Raw genomic sequence first — 17,190 nt, 5'->3', positions numbered from 1 at the left:
CAATCCATCCGAGGCTTCCCGCGATCACGCGCCGTAGCGCGCCAGAATCGATACGAGGAGGGCGATCAACAGAATCCAATAAAAGAAATTCAGAACGACGAACGTCCCCTCCTCGACGGTCGGCTCCTCCCGCGCCTCCGCCAGCGTTTGACGCCGCGCGCGGGGCGGGCGGATCGGAGCGGTCGCCGCCAGGAGCAACGCGAAAAGAAGTCCCATCAGCAAGAAAGGAAAGGGGGAGACCCCCCAGACGCGCGGCCCCGCCGGGGTGATCCAGACGCCGCCAAGCCAGGAGGCCAGAAAAACCAAGATGAAGAACCAAAGGAACCCGGCCACTCCGGCCCAGTTCGACCAGGAACCCGACGCCCGGAACCGCGGCCAGAAGATCAGGGTCAAGATCAAACCGATGATAAGCGCCACGAATAAATCGATCAGAATCATCTACTTACTCCCGATTGTTTCGCTCCACACCCTCCCTTAATTCAAGATATCGTGTTTGGGGAGGTTGTGTCTATGTAGTTCAAAGGGAGTATTTCGATGGAAGGGCTATGGCCGGCTGTTGAGTTTGAGGAAAGAAGGGCGAACCATTTGGGGGTCGCCACCTTTGATGGGGGTGACTTTTAATAAAGAAAGGACAACAATGTAAAAAGGATGGCGACTGAGAAGGTTACAGATTTCCCCATCTCTTTTTTAGCCATAGAAACACAAGGATGGTAAGCAGGGGAAGAATAACATAACCAAAACCCAACAGCGATATCCAAAACAGCATTGCCTCGAAAAAATCGCCAAGCCTGCTCTCCCGTCCTAAGACTAAGCTGGCTCCACGCAAGAGCCACGCTAATGAAGCATATAGAAGAAAGGCAAGTCCGATAGAAACTATAAGAATTACAATATTATTAAAGAGTTTCTTCACAAAAATGCATTAGGTCATTTAGGTGGATTTTGATTTGGGAGCCACCAAGGGTTGACACCAGGATATCGATTCGGTGATACGCCGCATTCCGTAAAACAAGCTATGTGATAGTCATCGATCTGCTTATCCTTGAGGCAGTCTTTATTTTTGCACTTATCCCGTTGCTCGTGCACCTTCTTATCCTCGCGTACCAAACAGCGACGGATACAATTAAACTCGTTACTATTTATTCCCCAAAATGAAGGTATCAATTCGGCATTTCGGCAAAGTCTCGGAGCGGTTTCGCAGTAATATCCACATCCTGTCTCGCTGCACTTTCGGTCGTAGTAACTACATGAGCTGTAGTCGGGGCGAGCCCCTCCAGGGACCGTTCCATTGCCGAGTAATCCTGAAGGATCAGCGTATATGATTGGGTTATTATTGGCATATACATACGTGTTCAGTCCACCCGCCAACCCGACCGGATCACTCGTGATGTATCTCCCTATCTTCGGGTCGTAATATCGATTCCAATTATAATGCAGCCCTGTCTCTTGGTCAAAGTATTGCCCGGGGAATCTTAGATTAATCGTAATGGCCGAGTTCGGTTGGGCCACTCCGAAGGCATCGGCCTCCCACCGCCAAATAGCGGCACTGGAAGCATCGGTCGCGAGTCTGGGCGTGTTTAAATGATCCGTATGCAAATAGCGCACTACCTCGGTTGTACTTTGATCGATCTGAGCGACAGGGATCTCCCCTGACCAGACATACTTCCGAATCGCGCTTCCCGTGGCGGTGGTTTCGCTCAATAGCAAGCCGGAGCGGTCGTAATGATAGAGGATCGTCTCGGTAGCCGTGATCTTGCGGGTGCGTTGGGCCTGCGCGTTGTAAACGTAGGTGGCGATGAGATTCCCATTTTCATAAACCTGAGCCAGTTGGCCGGTGGCATTATAGGTAAACGTTCTTGCTCCCAGATCGAGGCCAACGATCGCATCCAAGGAGGCCTGCAGGGCAAGACGGTTACCGTTCGCGTCATAAGTGAAGCTGGTACTCTCGGGGAGGAGACTATCTCCTGTCAGACGGTTGAGCGGATCATACGTGTAGGTGGAGTTCCCAACGGAGGAGATGCGTGTTAACACATTGCCGTTCGGATCGTGGGTATAGCTTCGGCTCTCCACGGTTCCGAGCGTCTGAGTGATCAACCGTCCTTGCAAATCATAATTGCGGGCTTCGACCAGGCCGTTACCAAACGTCCACTCGGTAATCAGGCCGTCTGCACGATAGAGTATATTGTTGAGCAGGGAGGTGGTGACTCCGTTGATCGGTAACGTCATGACGCTGATTTGACCGACTGCGTTCCGGGAATAGCTGACCGTCTGCCCATCCGGGTAGGTGATCGACTGAATCCGATTTCCGGCATCATAGGTGTACTGGACCGTATAGGTGACCCCCAGTTCGGTGTGGGCTTGTTGAATTAGATTTCCAAACGCATCGTAAGCGAAAGTTGTGGTGCCGCTTGCGTCGATGGTTGCGCAGAGCCGCCCCATTCCGAAGGTACAGCCTGGAGCGGAATCGTAGGTGAATGTGACATCCGATTCGGTGTCGGGGTAATCGACAGTCAGGGGTCGGTTCAGCGCATCGTAAGTATAGGTGGCGGTAATCCCGCGGGCATCGGTCCGCGTTTTGACATTCCCCGCATGATCATAGGTCAAGTTGATCGTCCCCCGTTCGGGGCTGACTTCCTGGAGCAGATGGCCGAGATCGTCGTAAGTATATTGCGTGGCGGTCGTACCCGGAGGGGTCACCTCCTTGCGCCGATTGTTCGAATCATATCCATACTGTGCCGCGCCGGAGAGGGCGTCGACCGTCTGAATCAGGCGATTGAGAGCGTCGTAGGTGTGAACGGTGTTGGGGTTGTCGTTCGGGTCGGTCGTACGAACCAGGTTGCCGACGGCGTCATAAACCAGTTGCGTGAAGCTCCCGCCGGCATTGATTGAGGCAACACTGTTTCGAACATCATAGGCTGTTTCGATACTGCGTACCAGCGTCCCGTTTGGATCTTTGGTCAATTCGCTTGTGCGGTTTCCTTTCAGATCATAGCGATATTCAACCTTGTTGCCCAAATTATCGGTAATGCTCCGAAGATACTGGGCCGCGTCGTAAGTGTAAGTCAAGACGATGCCGTCCGGCAGGGTCGCGCTCGTGATCTTTCCATTCTGATCATAGACATACTGTGTATTGCGACTGGTTCCGGTCGGTGGGGTTTGGGTCATCGTGAGAATGCGGCCGAAGAAGTCGTATGTATAAGAAGTCACTAAACCATTGTGATCGGTCATCTGTGTGACGCGACCCTGAGAGTCGTAGGTATCGAAATGTGTCTGATGACCCAGGGCATTGGTCGTGCTTTCCAACTGGCCGCAAGCACTCCCACTGGTGCAGTCATAATACTCCAGCGTGGTGATATCGGCGACATCGGTGCGTGGTCCATCGATGGTCAAGACCTGGCCAAAACCGTTATAAGTGAACGCGACCGTTTTCGAGATAGCCGTTCCCGTGGGGGTGTACCCGCGCTCCGTGATGGTAAGTGGGTTTCGGGCGGGATCATAAGTGGTCTCCGTTTCTTTCAGGGAGCCGGCATGGACGCTAGGGCTTTGGATCAAAGTGAGCAGATCAAGATCGGCCGAAAGATATTGATAGGATGTGATGCGTGCCTGAGGGGTTCCTGCCGCCTCCGTCATGGAGGTCTTCTGATGTGCAGCGTTGTAGGTATAGGTAGTGGTACGCCCCTCCTCATCGGTGCGGCTGGTCAGCCGATTATTATCATCGAAAACCTGCGTGAGGGTTTTGCCATCGGCTAAATTTGTCTTGCTGATCAGGTTATTGACCCCAAGATTAAGCTGAAAGATCATGACCTCCACGTTGCCCGCAGGATCGGTAACGGTCGCCTGTGTCGGTGAGTCATAGACCAGGGTGTAGCTCTCCTGAGGGGCGCCGTTGTCGGTAGCGGCATGTTCGGTTTGGATCGGACTACCTGAGGTATCGTATTCATAGGTCGAGAACCGAGTGACTCCCCCCTGCCCATCATTATAGGAGATGCCGGTGAGGTGAAATGGGTAGGTCGTGTTCTCATAGTGGTAGATTTTCGCCGTTCCATCCGGATAGGAGACCCGCTCCAGATTGTTCTTGCTATCGTAGGTATAGGTGATGGCTGCATTTGCGGGGTCGATGAGGCTGGCAATCTTATTGTTGGTCCCATAGACGAATTGAAGCGTGTGGCCGAAGGGGCCGGTTACGGAGGCGAGTTTACCGGAGGTGTCATAACTCAGAGTTTCAATCTGGCCATTGAGCTTGGTAATTGAAAGAAGATGCCCGGCAGTATCATAGGTCTCAATTGTGCCGTCTCTGAGAGTGTGGCTCCATCCAGTTGGGGTTTGCTCCAATCGATTGGTGATGTCCGAATCGGCAACGTATTGACCGTTCGTAAGGGCAAAGTTAATGACTGTTCCATCAGGGCGCTTTAAGATGGCCGTGGCTAGCTGGGTATTCCATTGGCTGTTGAGGGTGAGGGAATAGTCATAGGCTCCGCGCCAATTTGATCCTGATAGGTGCCCCAGACGAGCTTCATCCATTGAGAAGCTGTTGTAAGTACGCTTGTAGATCAGCCCAGGGCCGCTATAATCAATTTCAGTGGCCTTTTTGTTTCTTTTTCCCGCACTACATGGATTGCCGACGACCGCTTCGGTATTACAATCATTCTTCTTTTTATCGACACCGTCCGGTTGACAGAAATAAGGCTGAAAATTATTGTAGCCAGGAGGACAATATGCCGCAACTTGAGTCCAATTGTTAAATCCATCACTTCTTAGAAAGTGAATATCTAAATTGTGCTGACCGGCATATACTTCAAGCAATTGAAAGGTAAGAGGTCGTCCTATAGAGGCCAGATAAAGTTCGGTATCATCCAGGTATGCTCTTGCAGCCTGCTCCAGAGTTCCACAATAAATACCGATTGGGCCGTCCCAGTTCTGCTGATAACATGGAGTGGTCCACACCGCCGTGCCGGCCGAAGCAGGTTTGGCGGCAATTAAAAATGCAACAAGCATTAATTTAAAAATCAGAATGCGTGCCAAGACCCGAACAGTAGACATTGAATCCTCTGTTTCTATAGATGACACATTCATGGTGTCGTCACCGTAAAGGAAGTACTGCTTGTCGCATTTCCGTTTCCATTTGTCACTGCAATGGGTCCTGAGGTCGCCCCTGAAGGCACGGTCGTCACGATTTCCGTTGCAGAGGAAGAGAGAACCGTGGCCGCAGTGCCATTGAAGGTTACGATGTTCTCACTCGAAACCGTTGAGAACGCGGTTCCTGAGATCGTAACGGAAGCACCCACGGGCCCTTTCTTCGGATTGATTGCAATGATGGAAACCGTCGAAGAACTCTGACGCGAGATGCCCAGAAGGTTTCCGGCTGCGTCATAAGAATAGATGGCCGTTTCCCCTACCGGATCGATGACCCCCGCCAGTCTGCCCGCATCATCATAGATGTATGTCTGTCTGATACTTGTTATAAAGACCACCCCATTGCTGGAAAGGCCGCCGACAGTCACAAGGACAGGGCCTGTCGTTGCCCCTTCCGGAACAGGAACCACAAGGCTCGTCTCGCTCCAACTGCTTGGCGTTGCTGCTGTTCCATTGAAGGTGACGGTACTGGTCCCTTGGGTTGCCCCAAAACTGGTTCCACCGATTGTGACCAAGGTACCTGCTCGACCCAATGTCGGAGAGAGATTATTAATCTGAGGAGTCACCGTAACTGTAAAGGTCATTCCAGTGCTGGCATTTCCTCCCACCGTCACCACAACCGGTCCCGTGCCAGCACCGGGGGGGACAGACGTGACAATACTTTCCGCCGACCAACTGCTGACCGAAGCGATCACACCATTAAATCTGACAATGCTGGATCCCTGGGTTGCGCCAAAACCAGATCCGGTGAGAGTGACCGATGTTCCCACCGGCCCAGAAGTGGGGGCGAGTGTATCGATCTTAGGTAAGACGGTAAAGTTGACCCCGCTACTGGGATTCCCTTCAACCGCAACGATCACAGCCCCAGTGCTTGCTCCCACCGGGACGGAAGCACCGATACTGGTATCAGACCAACTGCTTGGGGTTGCGGCAAGACCGTTAAAGGTCACTATACTGGTTCCCTGAGTCGCCCCAAAATTTGTTCCGTTGATTGTGATGGATGTGCCGATCACTCCGGAGGCGGGCGAAAGGCTGTTGATCTTCGGGGTCACAGTAAAAGTCACGCCATTGCTGGCAACCCCTCCCGTCGTTGTAACGACGACCGGGCCTGTTGTAGCACTGGCTGGGACTTGCACCGTGATTGTTGTGTTATTCCAGCCGCTCACGGTTGCCGCCATGCCGTTAAAAGTCACGGTGCCTGCGCTCGTCCCAAAACTCGATCCGGCGATTGTTACGTTGGTGCCCTCGGGACCGATATCTGGCGAGAGACTGCTGATTTGGGGGGGTGGGGGGATCGCATAATGAACCCGCACCGCCACCCAATCGAGGGTGAAGTCGCGCGAGGTATTGCTGGCGATATTGATCAGGCGTACTCGAAAGTTGGGGTTGGTGAAGTCATTCGCATTCCAGGTCCGACCCCAGGTGTCGGTGGCATTCCCCAAGGTGTAGGTGGCGAGTGTGGTCGTTAAGTTCGAACTGGTCTTCGCCGTGGTCCAGGTGTTCCCATTATCCCAGGAGAGCTGCACGCAGATCCTCGGGGAGCCGGAGGTGCTGTCGGCCCTTGCATCGAGCCGAACCTCGATCCCATTGACCACAGCCCCGTTCGGAATCGCAAAGCCGTAGTTGTAGAACCGGTGTTTGTCTTTACCGGCGTCGGTGCAGGAGGTACCGGTGTTTGTCCCGCTGTCGGTATCCACCGCGTTTGCAGTATCATCGGCGTGGGCATTGGTCGGCGTGGTCTGGTAGCCATTGCCGTCTCCACCTGTGTCTGCCGCATTCGCATTCGGACTTCGAAGACCCGTGTCAGCCGGGGTGCTCACAACAATGGTGTAAGACTGATCCACCGAGCCGAGTGAGTTTGTTGCCCGGACCGTAACAGGGAAGCTGCCTGCATTACCAGGGGTCCAGGTAACCAACCCCGTCGTCGAGCCGATCGTCATCCCGGAAGGAGGACTCACCAACGACCAGGTAATCGGTGTGGTCCCCGTCGCGGTCGCCTGATAGGAATAGGCCTGACCGACATTCCCGGTCGTCACCGGTGTTGAAGTAATCGTCGGAGGGGCCGGTACCACATAGTGAACCCGTACGGCCACCCAATCGAGGGTGAAGTCGCGCGAGGTATTGCTGGCGATATTGATCAGGCGTACTCGGAAGTTCGCATTGCCGAAGTCATTTACATTCCAGGTCCGACCCCAGGTGTCGGTGGCATTCCCCAGGGTGTAAGTGGCGAGTGTGGTCGTCAGATTCGGACTGGTCTTCGCCGTGGTCCAAGTCGTCCCACCATTCCAGGAGAGTTGTACACAGATCCTCGGAGATCCAGAGGTGCTATCGGCCCGCGCATCGAGCCGAACTTCAATGCCGTTGACGGTTGATCCACCAGGGATGCTGAAGCCGTAGTCATAGAACCGGTGTTTGTCTTTATCCATCCCCGTGCAGGAGGTGCCTGTGCTTGATCCGCTGTCGGTGTCTACTGCGTTTAAAGTATCATCGGTGTGGGCGTTGGCCGAATTACCCTGATAACCGTTGCCATCCCCACCTGTATCTGCCAGGTTAGACGTCGGACTTCGGAGACCTGTGTCGGCCGCCTGGAGAGCATCGGGTGAGAATAAGGCAAAACCTAAAAAGACAAGCGACGCGAGAATGATAAAACAAGAAAATTTCTTGATTAAATGAAGGGAGGAATTGGGAAGGCTACAAGCGCCGCTGCTCTCTCGGCCGGTGATCCGTTTCAACGGTACCCTCTAAACAGACAAAAGGAACTGTGAGAAAACAACAGCCGTCCTTGGCCGGGAGTTCAGCGTAAGTTACTACATTAAAAAATCTACCGCACTGAATTTTACGAGCGCTCAGTCACTTACGTAATAATTTTCTGGGGATCTTTACCACATTATTTCGGGATGTGTCAAGAAGAAATATTCTAGGATGGAATATGAGGCGGGCAGGTTATGTCTTTATTGTATCAGAAGCATTGATAAGCAAACGACGGATCTAACACAAACGCAGAATATTTGTTGCGTGGTTTATGCAGGGGCATGATTCATCATGCCCACCCAAAGGGCGCAATGAATTGCGCCCCTACTTATCTCAGTTCCCCCAGCGCTTTGCGGAGCGCGGTGTGGCCCATCACCACTTCGGGGCTCGATTGAAGGAGGCTCAGGTAGCGGGGCGAGGCGATCATCCCCTCGATCCGCTCGCGAAGGCCGGCGATCCGGATCGGCTCCAGCGGCATTGCCTCTTCGAGAAGCTCGTCCATTTCGACCATCGCTTTCGACATCGGACGGAGCCATGAGAAAAATGGATCTTCCATCAGTAAACGGAGAAGGGCGCCGGAGCCGGCGATCGGGCCATGCTCCCGCTCGTATTCGCTCCGGACGGTGCCGATGAGCACTTTATGAAGCCCGCGCAGCGCGTCGTTCACCTCGATGAGCTTATGACGATCGACCTCCCCGAAGGGGCGGTTCTTCTCTCCATCCGGCATTCCGTTCCTCTCCTTTCTTAAGGGATCAAAATAATCTTACCATACGTTCCCGGCGCCATCACCGACTGATGAGCCTGCGCCGCTTCCGCCAGGGGGAATCTCCGGCCGATCACCGGGCGAAGCGTTCCGTTCGCAAGCCCCGCCCCGAGCGCCGCATGGATGCTCGCCATTTCTTTTGCCGTCGCGTTGAAGAGAAGCATCCCGAGAATCGTCGCCTCCTCATTCATCGCATCGCGCGGGTTGATCTCCACCGGTCCCCGGCTGCCGATCACCACCACGCGCCCCCCTTCGGCGACGGCCCTGAGATCTTTCCCAAGATTCACATTGGCCAGCATTTCCAGGATCAGATCGGCCCCGCGTCCTTCGGTCAGCGGGCGGACTTGATCGAGATAACCCGGCGCGTGATGATCGAGGACATGATGCGCCCCTTGCTCCGACGCCCGTTCCCGGCCTTTGGGGGTTCCGCCGGTCCCGATCACAATCATGCCCGCCGCGCGGGCCAACTGGACGGCGGCCAGCCCTACCCCGCCGGTCGCGCCGTGGATCAGCACCGTCTCCCCCGGAACGGCCTGCGCTTTCTGGAAGAGGGCGCGATAGGCGGTGGCGTAGGGGACGCCGATCGCCGCTCCCTGTTCGAAGGAGATCTGCTCCGGAAGGGGATAAAGCTGCGTCTCCTCACAGAGCGCCGCCTCGGCGTAGGCGCCGGTGAGGGTCCCGGCGGTGTAGACCCGATCTCCCGCGTTGAACCGGCGGACCCCCTCCCCGGCCGCTTCGACGACCCCGGCGGCATCCGAGCCGGGGGTGTAGGGCAATGTCAGATCGGGGTTCGATCCGGCGCGGCGGTAGGTGTCGACCGGATTCACACCGATCGCCTTGATCCGGACGAGGAGCGCTCCCCGACCGGGTTGCAGGTCGGGAACCTCCTCCAGCTTCAGGACCTCCGGCCCGCCGAATTGATGTATGCGAATCGCCTTCATGCTCGCCTCTTATAAGCGGAGCGGGCGGATCGGGGCGATGAACGCCTTCGGATCGTTCCGCCAGACCTCCGGCTGAACGTCGATGTAGAGCTCGATTTCGTTCCCGTCCGGGTCGGCGATGTAGACGCTGTGGGTGACGGTGTGATCGGACATCCCGATGATCGGAACCCCGGCCGCGCGAATCTCCTCGACCGCTTTCCGCAGCTCGTCGTCGCTCTTCCCGACCTTGAGGCCGAAGTGATAGAGTCCCACCCGCGGGCCGTCCGGGATCGGCGCCGCCTCCGTACCGACCTCGATCAGCAAGAGCTCGTGATGGGTCCGTCCGGAAGAGAAGGCGGCGGCCCAATCACCAAGCGGCCCGATCTCCTTCCAGCCGAGAACGTCCCGGTAGAAGCGGCGCGATCGTTCCAGATCGCGAACATAGAGGACAACATGTCCCAGCTCTTTCACCTCCATGAAGCTCTCCTTTCAGTGTCAGGATTCATCTCATCGATCCAAAACCATATTCTCTAACAGTAACCCAGCGGACGATCCTGTTCAAGCGCGAAAAAAACAGGTCGGCAACATCACATCAACCCGGTCACCGGTGATACGACAGGTCGCCCGCCGAAGAATTGATTTGCTTTCTCTGAAAGGAGAATGGTATGGAGAAGAGGAGCGTTTCCTCTCAAAGAATTGAACGCAAAGAGACGATGAGCAAACTAAGACGGATGATCTTACACCCGACGGGACGTTGGGCGGCGCTTCTCCTTCTGGCGGCCGTTGCGCTCTCAGGCGCCTTCGCCCGCGCCCAGCCCCCCTCTTTTCAGCCGCTGCTGCTGGCGTTCGATCCGGCGCAAGACCGCCTCTTTGCGGCGATCCCCGGTGAAGAACGAGGGGGAACCAAGCTGCTTGTTTTTCCCCAACCCGGTGAGAAGGGGGCGCGTCCCGGCGCCTCCCTCGAGCTCACCGGGATGATCTCGGGGCTCTCGTATGACCCCCACTCCAAAACCCTCTTCGTCGCCAATGCCGCCGACCGGGCGCTTCTGATCTTCGATCGGTTCGATCCCCGCACTGCAACCCGCGCCAGCCGCATCCTCAAGCGGTTCAACTTCCCCACCGGCGTCTACGCCGACCGCAGCCGTCTCTTCGTCGCCGACGCCCACCCCGGCGCGCTCCTCGTCTTCGAAAAAGCGGCGGAGGTCGATGGGGAGCGCCGGCCGGACCAGACGATCGGTCCGGAGGAGAGCGGGCTCAACGGCCCCTTCGCCATCGCCGCCGATCCCGACCGCGGGCGGCTCTACGTGTCGAACTTCGACGGGGTTCTGGTTTTCCATCTTTCCGATCTTGCCGCCCCCCCCGATCGCCTCCCGCTACCGAAGGGAACGCTGGCGCGCGGCCTCGCGTTCGATCCCCGGACGAAGCGCCTCTTCATCGCCGCGCCGATGCTCCGATCCTATTTCGTCTACGACGGAAAACGGCTGGAACAGGTGAAGATCCAGGGAGCGGCCGGCGCCTTCCCCTTCTCGATCACGGTCGATCCAACAGAAGACCGGCTCTACCTGGCGGGGATCGCGCCGGAGATCGGCGTCATCGAACAGGCGAGCGGCAGCGGGCGGAAAGAACGGACGATCGACCGCTGGATTCGGTGGGAGGGGGAACCGGGGGAGGAGAAACCGCCACTCCCGCACGAACCGCCCCCCGCCCCGGAGGGGCCGAGCGTGATTCGATGGAACCGCTGATGACCCGCTCCGACCATTTATTTTGCCTCGGAGGTACTCACTAAAACCGATAACTCAGTCCGGTATGGATACCGAAGTCGGGACCGTTTCGGATGTTGAACAGATTTTCAATCACCCCCGCCTCCCAGACAAGACGATTTGAAAACGCCGTCTTGAAGCCGAAGGCCATCTCATCGGTATAATCCGAGAATTCGAAGAAATCCTCGGCCACCCCCGAGCTGAGCGTATTTTGCAGGATCAGAGAGGTCCCCTCCTTCAGGCGATATTCCACGGCGGCAAACCCGACCCATTTATCCCGATGCAAAGGGATGCCGACGAAATCGCCGCTCCCCAGACGGACATAACTGAAATTGAGATAAAGATAAACCCGACTGATCCGTTTTGCGAAAAGCAGGGTCCCGCTCACGTCGATCCCGTCCGTTCCATACAACTTCTCCTCACGATCGGTCGGCAAAGAAACCGACAGACTCACGCCGGCGGCCGGGACCTTCGCTCCGCCGCAGGTCAGGGAAACTTGGGAGGAGAAGACCGCATCCTGGAGACCGATCCCCGAATCTTCCAGAACGAAGGTCGATCCGTCCTTGCGGTGAAATTCGAAGCGGGTCCGATTTCGCGGGAATCGATCCCGCCGGCCGTTTCCCAAATTAAAAGCATGGTGAAACCCCTCGATGGAACGGTCCAAATAGCCGCCGCCCCGCCAAAGAACGGGGAGCTCGAGACCGAACTGAATCCGGTCGTTGAGAGCGTAGCTGAGCTTGCCGGTCCACTGGAGGGTTTCGGTGTCGATCATATAGTGGCCTTTTGAAACCGCCCAACCGTTCACCCAGGTCAAGAGGGCTTGCCCCTCCCATTCACCTTTCCGAAGCGTGGAAGGGGCCGACGGGGTCGGCGTCAAATGGAGCATTTGAAAATAGGACTGTCCCCGAATGCCCAAGGGCCCAAACCCGACATTCTCCGAACAGGGATGGGCCGATTCGGCCTGAACAAGCTTGTGGGAAAAGAGCAACAGGGAAAGAATGCATCCGAGCGCGAAGCGGCCCCTCCGACTTCCACACCCCTGCCTCACTAAATCGATCCTCTCTCTTCGATCAATCTCACCGGCCTAGATCCCAAGGTGGTTTTAGCGTAATCGAGCGGCGCTCCAAATTCAAGAGCTATTCCGTATCCGCTTCACATGGGAGCGGGAAGGGACGCGTTCCTGTTGATTTGGAAGGGACCGCGCATTTATGATGGTCAAGACGGCCGGCGCCTTCCCCTTCTCGATCACGGTCGATCCAACAGAAGACCGGCTCTACCTGGCGGGGATCGCGCCGGAGATCGGCGTCATCGAACAGGCGAGCGGCGTTGAGCGAAAGAACGGACGATCGACCGCTGGATTCGATGGGAGGGAGAACCGCGGGAGGAGAGACCGCCCCCGCGGAAGATCCGGCGCCGTCCCCGGAGGGGCCGAGCGTGATTCGATGGGGCCCCTGATGACCCGACACCGATCGTGATGTAGGGGCGGGTTTCAAACCCGCCCTTACAATTCGCCGAAGATTCGATCGAGCGCCTTTTCGTGAATCTCCAGATCTTTGTCGGCAAAGAGAACGAATCGGATTCGTTTGACCGTTCGGAGGCTCGGAAGCTGCTCTTTGATCGTTCGGAAGGCGACCTCCGCCGCCGACTCGATCGGATAGCCGAAAACCCCGGTGGAGATGGCGGGAAAGGCGATCGAGCCGATGGCGTTCCTCTCAGCCAGGTCGAGCGCATTCGCGTAACAGCGCGCCAAGAGATCCGCCTCCGGCCTGTCCCTTCCGTAAACCGGGCCAAGACAGTGAATTACATATCGATTCGGGAGGTGATGCCCGCCGGTGATCACCGCCTCGCCGGGACGAATTGGCGCCAGTGGACGCCCCTCCTCTTCTAGTCCAGGCCCTGCCGCCCGGTGAATCGCCCCCGCCACACCGCCGCCGATCCGCAATTCCGCATTGGCGGCGTTGACAATCGCCGTCATCTCCGGCTGCGCCGCGATGTTCCCCTTGACGCACTCGACCGTCACGCCGGAAATTGTTTTCTCCGCCATTTCTTCTCCGTCGTAGAGACGTCCCGTCGGGACGTCTCTACGTAGGTCGATCGGTTTCTATTAGAGCGGAATTTCCTCTTCCCGGAACGGATTCTTCGCCGTCTGCAGATCGTAGATCTTTCCATGAACTTCGATCGAAGCCGGTGGCGCGGAATGATACACTCTCAGTTCGATCGGCTCCCCGATCGGCGGCGGGGTAACGAGATAGCGGCTTAACAGGAAAGCGGAGAAAGCAATCAGGACGAATGTGACGGCCTGAGCGATCCGATAGGCCGGCGTCTCACCGAGGATGGTGGCAACCCCCCTCTGCTTGCACTCCTCTGTGGAAAGAGGGCTCTCAATCATCAAGAGGATCACGGCAACGGTGACGACGGCCATGTAGATATAAAGGAGTGAGGAGGGAATCGGCGGGAAGAGAATCCATCGGAAGAAAACATAAGCGGCGGCCCAGGTGAGGCCCGCCTGGAAGATCCGTGGAATCCGCTTTCCGGTTGCCCGCTCGAAGAGGCCATGGAGGGCGATGAGCGCGAGCGCGCCCAACAGGAAAAACAGAGCAAACCCAAAACCGGTTTCGGGGCCAAAACGTTGAAGAAACTTCATGGCACACCTCCTTTGGTTGGGTGGATGGAACGCTTTTAGGATACTCTTTGGCCTGGGGTGATTCAACAAAAAATGACCTAGGTCTCAGACCCGCCCGGCCTGTCCGAGACGCCTTCCTGTTGCTTTGGAGGGGCCTCCCCTTTAAGATGATCCGAGACCGTCGGCCCTTCGATCCGGCGAACACCCACAAGGAGGTTCACGATGCCCTACATTGCGCCGAAAGCACGAATCCAATTCGATCCCTTGATTGACGCGCTCGCCGAGCGGATCGTCGCGGAGGCGAAGGCGGAAGGAAACGACGCCGCCTTTGCCGGCCTGCTCAATTACACCTGTACCCGGCTCGCGCTTCAGGTGGTTCACCTTCAGTTCGGGAAGATGCGCTACTGGCTGATCGCCCTCGTTACCGGCACTTTTCAAAATGTCGCGCAGGAGTTCTATCGCCGCGTCGGGGTACCGTATGAGGAGAAGCAGATCGGGAAAAGCGGCGATGTCGATCTTTATAAAAGATTTGAAGAGGAAATCCAAAAAGGATAGAAGGGATGGTCTTGAATAAACTCGCTGTCGATATCGTCCTTCTTCCTTCCGAAGAGATCATGGACGCCGCCCTTCAGATGAATCAGGAGCTGCTCCTGCGCTTCGAGAAGAAAATCGTCCTGGATCGGAATCACTCTCTCCCGCATCTCTCCCTGGCGATGGGAGCGTTGAAGGAGGAGGATCTCCCGGCCGCCGCCAATTTTCTGGAAGAGATCGCGTCGTACTTTCCGCCGATCCCGCTGATCTTCACCGGAATCGACGCCGGCCCCATCGCCACCGGCGAGACGGTCGCCGCCTGGAAGGTCGATCCGACCGCCGTACTGCAGTCGCTTCACGAAACAGTCTTCAATCGGTTGAGCCCCCTTTTTGCGCACGATGCGACGGCGGAGGACTTCATCGACTTTCCCGATGTCGCGCCGGCCAGCGTCGATTGGGTAAACCGCTATCCGGAAGCGGCGGCCTTAGAGCGCTTCTCCCCGCACATCACCCTCGGCATCGGCGCGTTGGCGCCGGGCACCGCTTTCCCGCCGCGCGGCGCCGCCCCCCGGCTGGCGCTTTGCCATCTCGGAAATTACTGCACCTGCCGCGAAATCCTCTTTGAGACAACCCTTCTCGGCTAATTCGACGGCCGCGCGCCCCGCCCGAATTTCCTTGGCCTGCTATACTTACGGATGGATTCCACACACCTTCCCGGCAGAGGATCGCGTGCGCTCTAAACTTTTCCTATTTCTCTTGGCTCTCCTCTTTGCGGCCTGCCGTCCGGATCGCTCCGATCCGGCTGCGGTATTGACCCGCTATTTGTCGGCCACCTACCAGCAAGATCTCCGGGCCGCTTACGGAGAGCTCTCCTCGGCCGATCGCGCGTTCCGGAACTTCGACGCGTTTGTCCATCATATGTCGATGGATGAGAGCATGGGGATCGAGCCGCTGATGAAAAGAGCGACCTTCTCCATCGAGACCCTGGAAATCGACGGCGACCGAGGCCGGGCGGTCGTGCGGGTCCACCAGCCGGACGCCGATCGGATCACGGAAGATCTTCTCCTCGCCGCCCTCTCCTCGGCCGGTTCGGCGATGAGCCCCGCCGAATTCGATCAGTTTTTGAAGAAGCAATATCACGACCGTCCCGTTCCGATGATCACCGTGAGAAAAGGGCTCGGCGTGGTGAGGGAGGAGGGGGGATGGCGGATTGCCGCGGGATGGCCTCAGGAAAGAGAGATCGGCCGTCTTCTGCTGGAGGCCGCGCGATTCGAAGAGCTGGGGACGTTGGAAGAAGCCAAAAAGAAATACAAAGAGGCGCTCCGGCTCAATCCGAACCTGGTCGAGGTGAAAGACAAGATCGATTCCCTCGCTTTTGGAATCAAGCCTTCTCAGGAGGAGCAGCGCGACTTCCAGAAGTTCGTGAACAAACTGGAGGGAAAAACAAATTAAATGACGAATAAGAAAATCTTTAGAGTCCTCGCAAGCTCTTGATTCCTAATTCGTAATTCCTAATTCGTAATTGCCTTTAAGAGATTCGATCCAATCGTTTCGTTCCCGGGATCTTCAGAACGAAGTCGGCGCCGAACGCCCCCGCCGGGGTGCAGGCGCCCGAGCAGCCTTCCGTCGGAAGTTTCTTCAAAACCTCCTCCGCGCAGCGGACCGCCGCCATCGCCGTAAAAAGATAGGGCTCCGCCGTCTCAAGCCATCCCTCGGCGGCGTTTCCTTTCTCGTCCGACGCCCGCGCCCAGAGGGCGGCCCGGCCCTTCTCCCGCTGCGCCGCATTCGGCCCGCGGACCGCCGCACGCGCTCCCCGCTCCGCCGCGCGCCGGATCGAATCGGAAGCGAGCAGTCGCTGCAAGATCGGCGCAGTCCAGCGCATCAGGCCGATCATCGGCGACGGAAAGGCCATATACGCGGTGATATTCGGAATGCCGGTCGTCCAATAGACGGCGGCGAGCTCGCCGAGCGTGGCCGCGACCGCCTGCCGAGCGCCGCCGGGAAAACGGACCGTCCGCGCTTCCTCCGCGGCGGCGGAGGTCACCAGCCGCCCTTCCCGGCGGATCGACATCCCGCGGGGAAGTTGCTTGATCATCGTCCGCGCCGTCCCCGGACTCACCCGCGTCGTCGCCGTCGCCGCCAGATCGAGCCGCGTCGCCCCCGGCACCTTGTCGGCGACATACTTCGCAAGACAATCTCCCGGCACCACATCGAACCCCGCCCCCGGCAGCAGCGTGATCCCCTTTTGCTTCGCCTCCGGGTCGCGCGCGAAGATCTCCTCGAAAACCGAAACCTCTCCGGTGATATCGACATAGTGCGTCCCGGCGCTCAAACAGGCCCGGACCATCGGGCCGCTCGTCTCCGCAAACGGCCCCGCCGCATGAAGGACCAGCGCACATTCGGCGACCGCTTTCGTCAAGGCGGTCTCATCCTTGAGATCGAGGACAAGGGGATCGAGCCCGAACCGCTTCGCGAGCGGAATCAGCCGGTCGGCCGACCGCCCCGCGACGACAGGCCGGTGCCCCCGCCGCACCGCCTCTTCCGTAATGAGCGCGCCCGTATAACCGTACGCCCCATAAATCATCCACCGCTTCTCAGGCATGGTACCCTCCTTGGCCGAGCGGAACCGGATCCTTCCCAGGCCTTTGTTCAATGTCATCCTGAGCGCGCGATCCTGTCCAAAACGAGATGCTCGCCTTCGGCTCGGCATGA

At 57.3% G+C, this 17,190-nt stretch carries 15 protein-coding genes; 5 read left to right on the top strand and 10 right to left on the bottom strand.

All coding sequences use genetic code 11. From position 1 onward, the window contains the following. Window positions 1-24 precede the first annotated feature (24 nt). The 6 genes from MCM46_13085 to MCM46_13060 all read right to left on the bottom strand — a co-directional run bounded on the left by MCM46_13085 (window position 25) and on the right by MCM46_13060 (window position 10,041). Entirely contained in the window at window positions 25-438 is a 414-nt protein-coding gene (locus tag MCM46_13085) for a hypothetical protein (protein ID MCG3112743.1), read from the bottom strand. Window positions 439-924: 486 nt separating this feature from the next. Continuing rightward, on the bottom strand, window positions 925-5,037 hold the full coding sequence (locus tag MCM46_13080) for a hypothetical protein (GenBank protein MCG3112742.1): 4,113 nt from the start codon (window positions 5,035-5,037) through the stop codon (window positions 925-927). Window positions 5,038-5,066: 29 nt separating this feature from the next. Then, on the bottom strand, window positions 5,067-7,862 hold the full coding sequence (locus MCM46_13075; protein MCG3112741.1) for an IPT/TIG domain-containing protein: 2,796 nt from the start codon (window positions 7,860-7,862) through the stop codon (window positions 5,067-5,069). A gap of 347 nt (window positions 7,863-8,209) precedes the next feature. After that, window positions 8,210-8,608 carry a hypothetical protein gene (locus tag MCM46_13070; GenBank protein MCG3112740.1) on the bottom strand — a complete coding sequence of 133 codons (399 nt, stop codon included), beginning with the start codon at window positions 8,606-8,608 and terminating at the stop codon, window positions 8,210-8,212. Window positions 8,609-8,625: 17 nt separating this feature from the next. Then, window positions 8,626-9,585, bottom strand: a complete 960-nt coding sequence (locus MCM46_13065) for an NADPH:quinone reductase (GenBank protein MCG3112739.1) — start codon at window positions 9,583-9,585, stop codon at window positions 8,626-8,628. Between the two features lie 9 nt (window positions 9,586-9,594). Beyond that, window positions 9,595-10,041, bottom strand: a complete 447-nt coding sequence (locus MCM46_13060; protein MCG3112738.1) for a VOC family protein — start codon at window positions 10,039-10,041, stop codon at window positions 9,595-9,597. Between the two features lie 188 nt (window positions 10,042-10,229). Here MCM46_13060 and MCM46_13055 point away from each other — a divergent pair, with 188 nt between their 5' ends. Continuing rightward, complete coding sequence (locus MCM46_13055; protein ID MCG3112737.1) at window positions 10,230-11,306, top strand: hypothetical protein; 1,077 nt, start codon at window positions 10,230-10,232, stop codon at window positions 11,304-11,306. Window positions 11,307-11,346: 40 nt separating this feature from the next. Here the strand turns inward: MCM46_13055 and MCM46_13050 are convergent, their stop codons facing one another. After that, on the bottom strand, window positions 11,347-12,372 hold the full coding sequence (locus MCM46_13050) for a DUF3187 family protein (protein MCG3112736.1): 1,026 nt from the start codon (window positions 12,370-12,372) through the stop codon (window positions 11,347-11,349). 160 nt (window positions 12,373-12,532) lie between these two features. On the opposite strand from MCM46_13050, the gene MCM46_13045 reads away from it, so the two are divergent. Further along, complete coding sequence (locus MCM46_13045) at window positions 12,533-12,799, top strand: hypothetical protein (GenBank protein MCG3112735.1); 267 nt, start codon at window positions 12,533-12,535, stop codon at window positions 12,797-12,799. A gap of 26 nt (window positions 12,800-12,825) precedes the next feature. Here MCM46_13045 and MCM46_13040 read toward each other — a convergent pair whose 3' ends face one another. Both MCM46_13040 and MCM46_13035 read right to left on the bottom strand, forming a co-directional pair. Continuing rightward, window positions 12,826-13,368 (bottom strand): macro domain-containing protein, encoded by a 543-nt coding sequence (locus MCM46_13040; protein ID MCG3112734.1) that lies wholly within the window; start codon window positions 13,366-13,368, stop codon window positions 12,826-12,828. A 60-nt stretch (window positions 13,369-13,428) separates the two neighbouring features. Continuing rightward, a complete protein-coding gene (locus MCM46_13035) occupies window positions 13,429-13,968 on the bottom strand; it encodes a hypothetical protein (GenBank protein MCG3112733.1) in 540 nt (179 codons plus the stop codon). 201 nt (window positions 13,969-14,169) lie between these two features. On the opposite strand from MCM46_13035, the gene MCM46_13030 reads away from it, so the two are divergent. From MCM46_13030 to MCM46_13020, 3 genes are all read left to right on the top strand, one after another. Beyond that, window positions 14,170-14,502, top strand: coding sequence for a hypothetical protein (locus MCM46_13030; GenBank protein ID MCG3112732.1), 333 nt, complete (start codon window positions 14,170-14,172; stop codon window positions 14,500-14,502). Window positions 14,503-14,507: 5 nt separating this feature from the next. Beyond that, complete coding sequence (locus MCM46_13025) at window positions 14,508-15,122, top strand: 2'-5' RNA ligase family protein (GenBank protein ID MCG3112731.1); 615 nt, start codon at window positions 14,508-14,510, stop codon at window positions 15,120-15,122. A gap of 85 nt (window positions 15,123-15,207) precedes the next feature. Next, complete coding sequence (locus MCM46_13020; protein ID MCG3112730.1) at window positions 15,208-15,930, top strand: hypothetical protein; 723 nt, start codon at window positions 15,208-15,210, stop codon at window positions 15,928-15,930. A gap of 76 nt (window positions 15,931-16,006) precedes the next feature. Here the strand turns inward: MCM46_13020 and MCM46_13015 are convergent, their stop codons facing one another. Continuing rightward, window positions 16,007-17,080 carry a saccharopine dehydrogenase NADP-binding domain-containing protein gene (locus MCM46_13015; GenBank protein MCG3112729.1) on the bottom strand — a complete coding sequence of 358 codons (1,074 nt, stop codon included), beginning with the start codon at window positions 17,078-17,080 and terminating at the stop codon, window positions 16,007-16,009. Window positions 17,081-17,190 lie beyond the last annotated feature (110 nt).

The organism is Candidatus Manganitrophus morganii (assembly GCA_021651055.1).
GTDB lineage: Bacteria > Nitrospirota > Nitrospiria > SBBL01 > Manganitrophaceae > Manganitrophus > Manganitrophus morganii.
Note: the sequence above shows the minus strand (reverse complement) of the source record. Positions and strands in the feature narration are given on the sequence as shown.

Coding starts and splice junctions, on each gene's coding strand:
- MCM46_13070 (MCG3112740.1), bottom strand. CDS start 8,608: ATGCCGGATGGAGAGAAGAACCGCCCCTTCGGGGAGGTCGATCGTCAT.
- MCM46_13025 (MCG3112731.1), top strand. CDS start 14,508: ATGGTCTTGAATAAACTCGCTGTCGATATCGTCCTTCTTCCTTCCGAA.
- MCM46_13080 (MCG3112742.1), bottom strand. CDS start 5,037: ATGTCTACTGTTCGGGTCTTGGCACGCATTCTGATTTTTAAATTAATG.
- MCM46_13035 (MCG3112733.1), bottom strand. CDS start 13,968: ATGAAGTTTCTTCAACGTTTTGGCCCCGAAACCGGTTTTGGGTTTGCT.
- MCM46_13060 (MCG3112738.1), bottom strand. CDS start 10,041: ATGGAGGTGAAAGAGCTGGGACATGTTGTCCTCTATGTTCGCGATCTG.
- MCM46_13065 (MCG3112739.1), bottom strand. CDS start 9,585: ATGAAGGCGATTCGCATACATCAATTCGGCGGGCCGGAGGTCCTGAAG.
- MCM46_13030 (MCG3112732.1), top strand. CDS start 14,170: ATGCCCTACATTGCGCCGAAAGCACGAATCCAATTCGATCCCTTGATT.
- MCM46_13045 (MCG3112735.1), top strand. CDS start 12,533: ATGATGGTCAAGACGGCCGGCGCCTTCCCCTTCTCGATCACGGTCGAT.
- MCM46_13085 (MCG3112743.1), bottom strand. CDS start 438: ATGATTCTGATCGATTTATTCGTGGCGCTTATCATCGGTTTGATCTTG.
- MCM46_13015 (MCG3112729.1), bottom strand. CDS start 17,080: ATGCCTGAGAAGCGGTGGATGATTTATGGGGCGTACGGTTATACGGGC.
- MCM46_13040 (MCG3112734.1), bottom strand. CDS start 13,368: ATGGCGGAGAAAACAATTTCCGGCGTGACGGTCGAGTGCGTCAAGGGG.
- MCM46_13055 (MCG3112737.1), top strand. CDS start 10,230: ATGGAGAAGAGGAGCGTTTCCTCTCAAAGAATTGAACGCAAAGAGACG.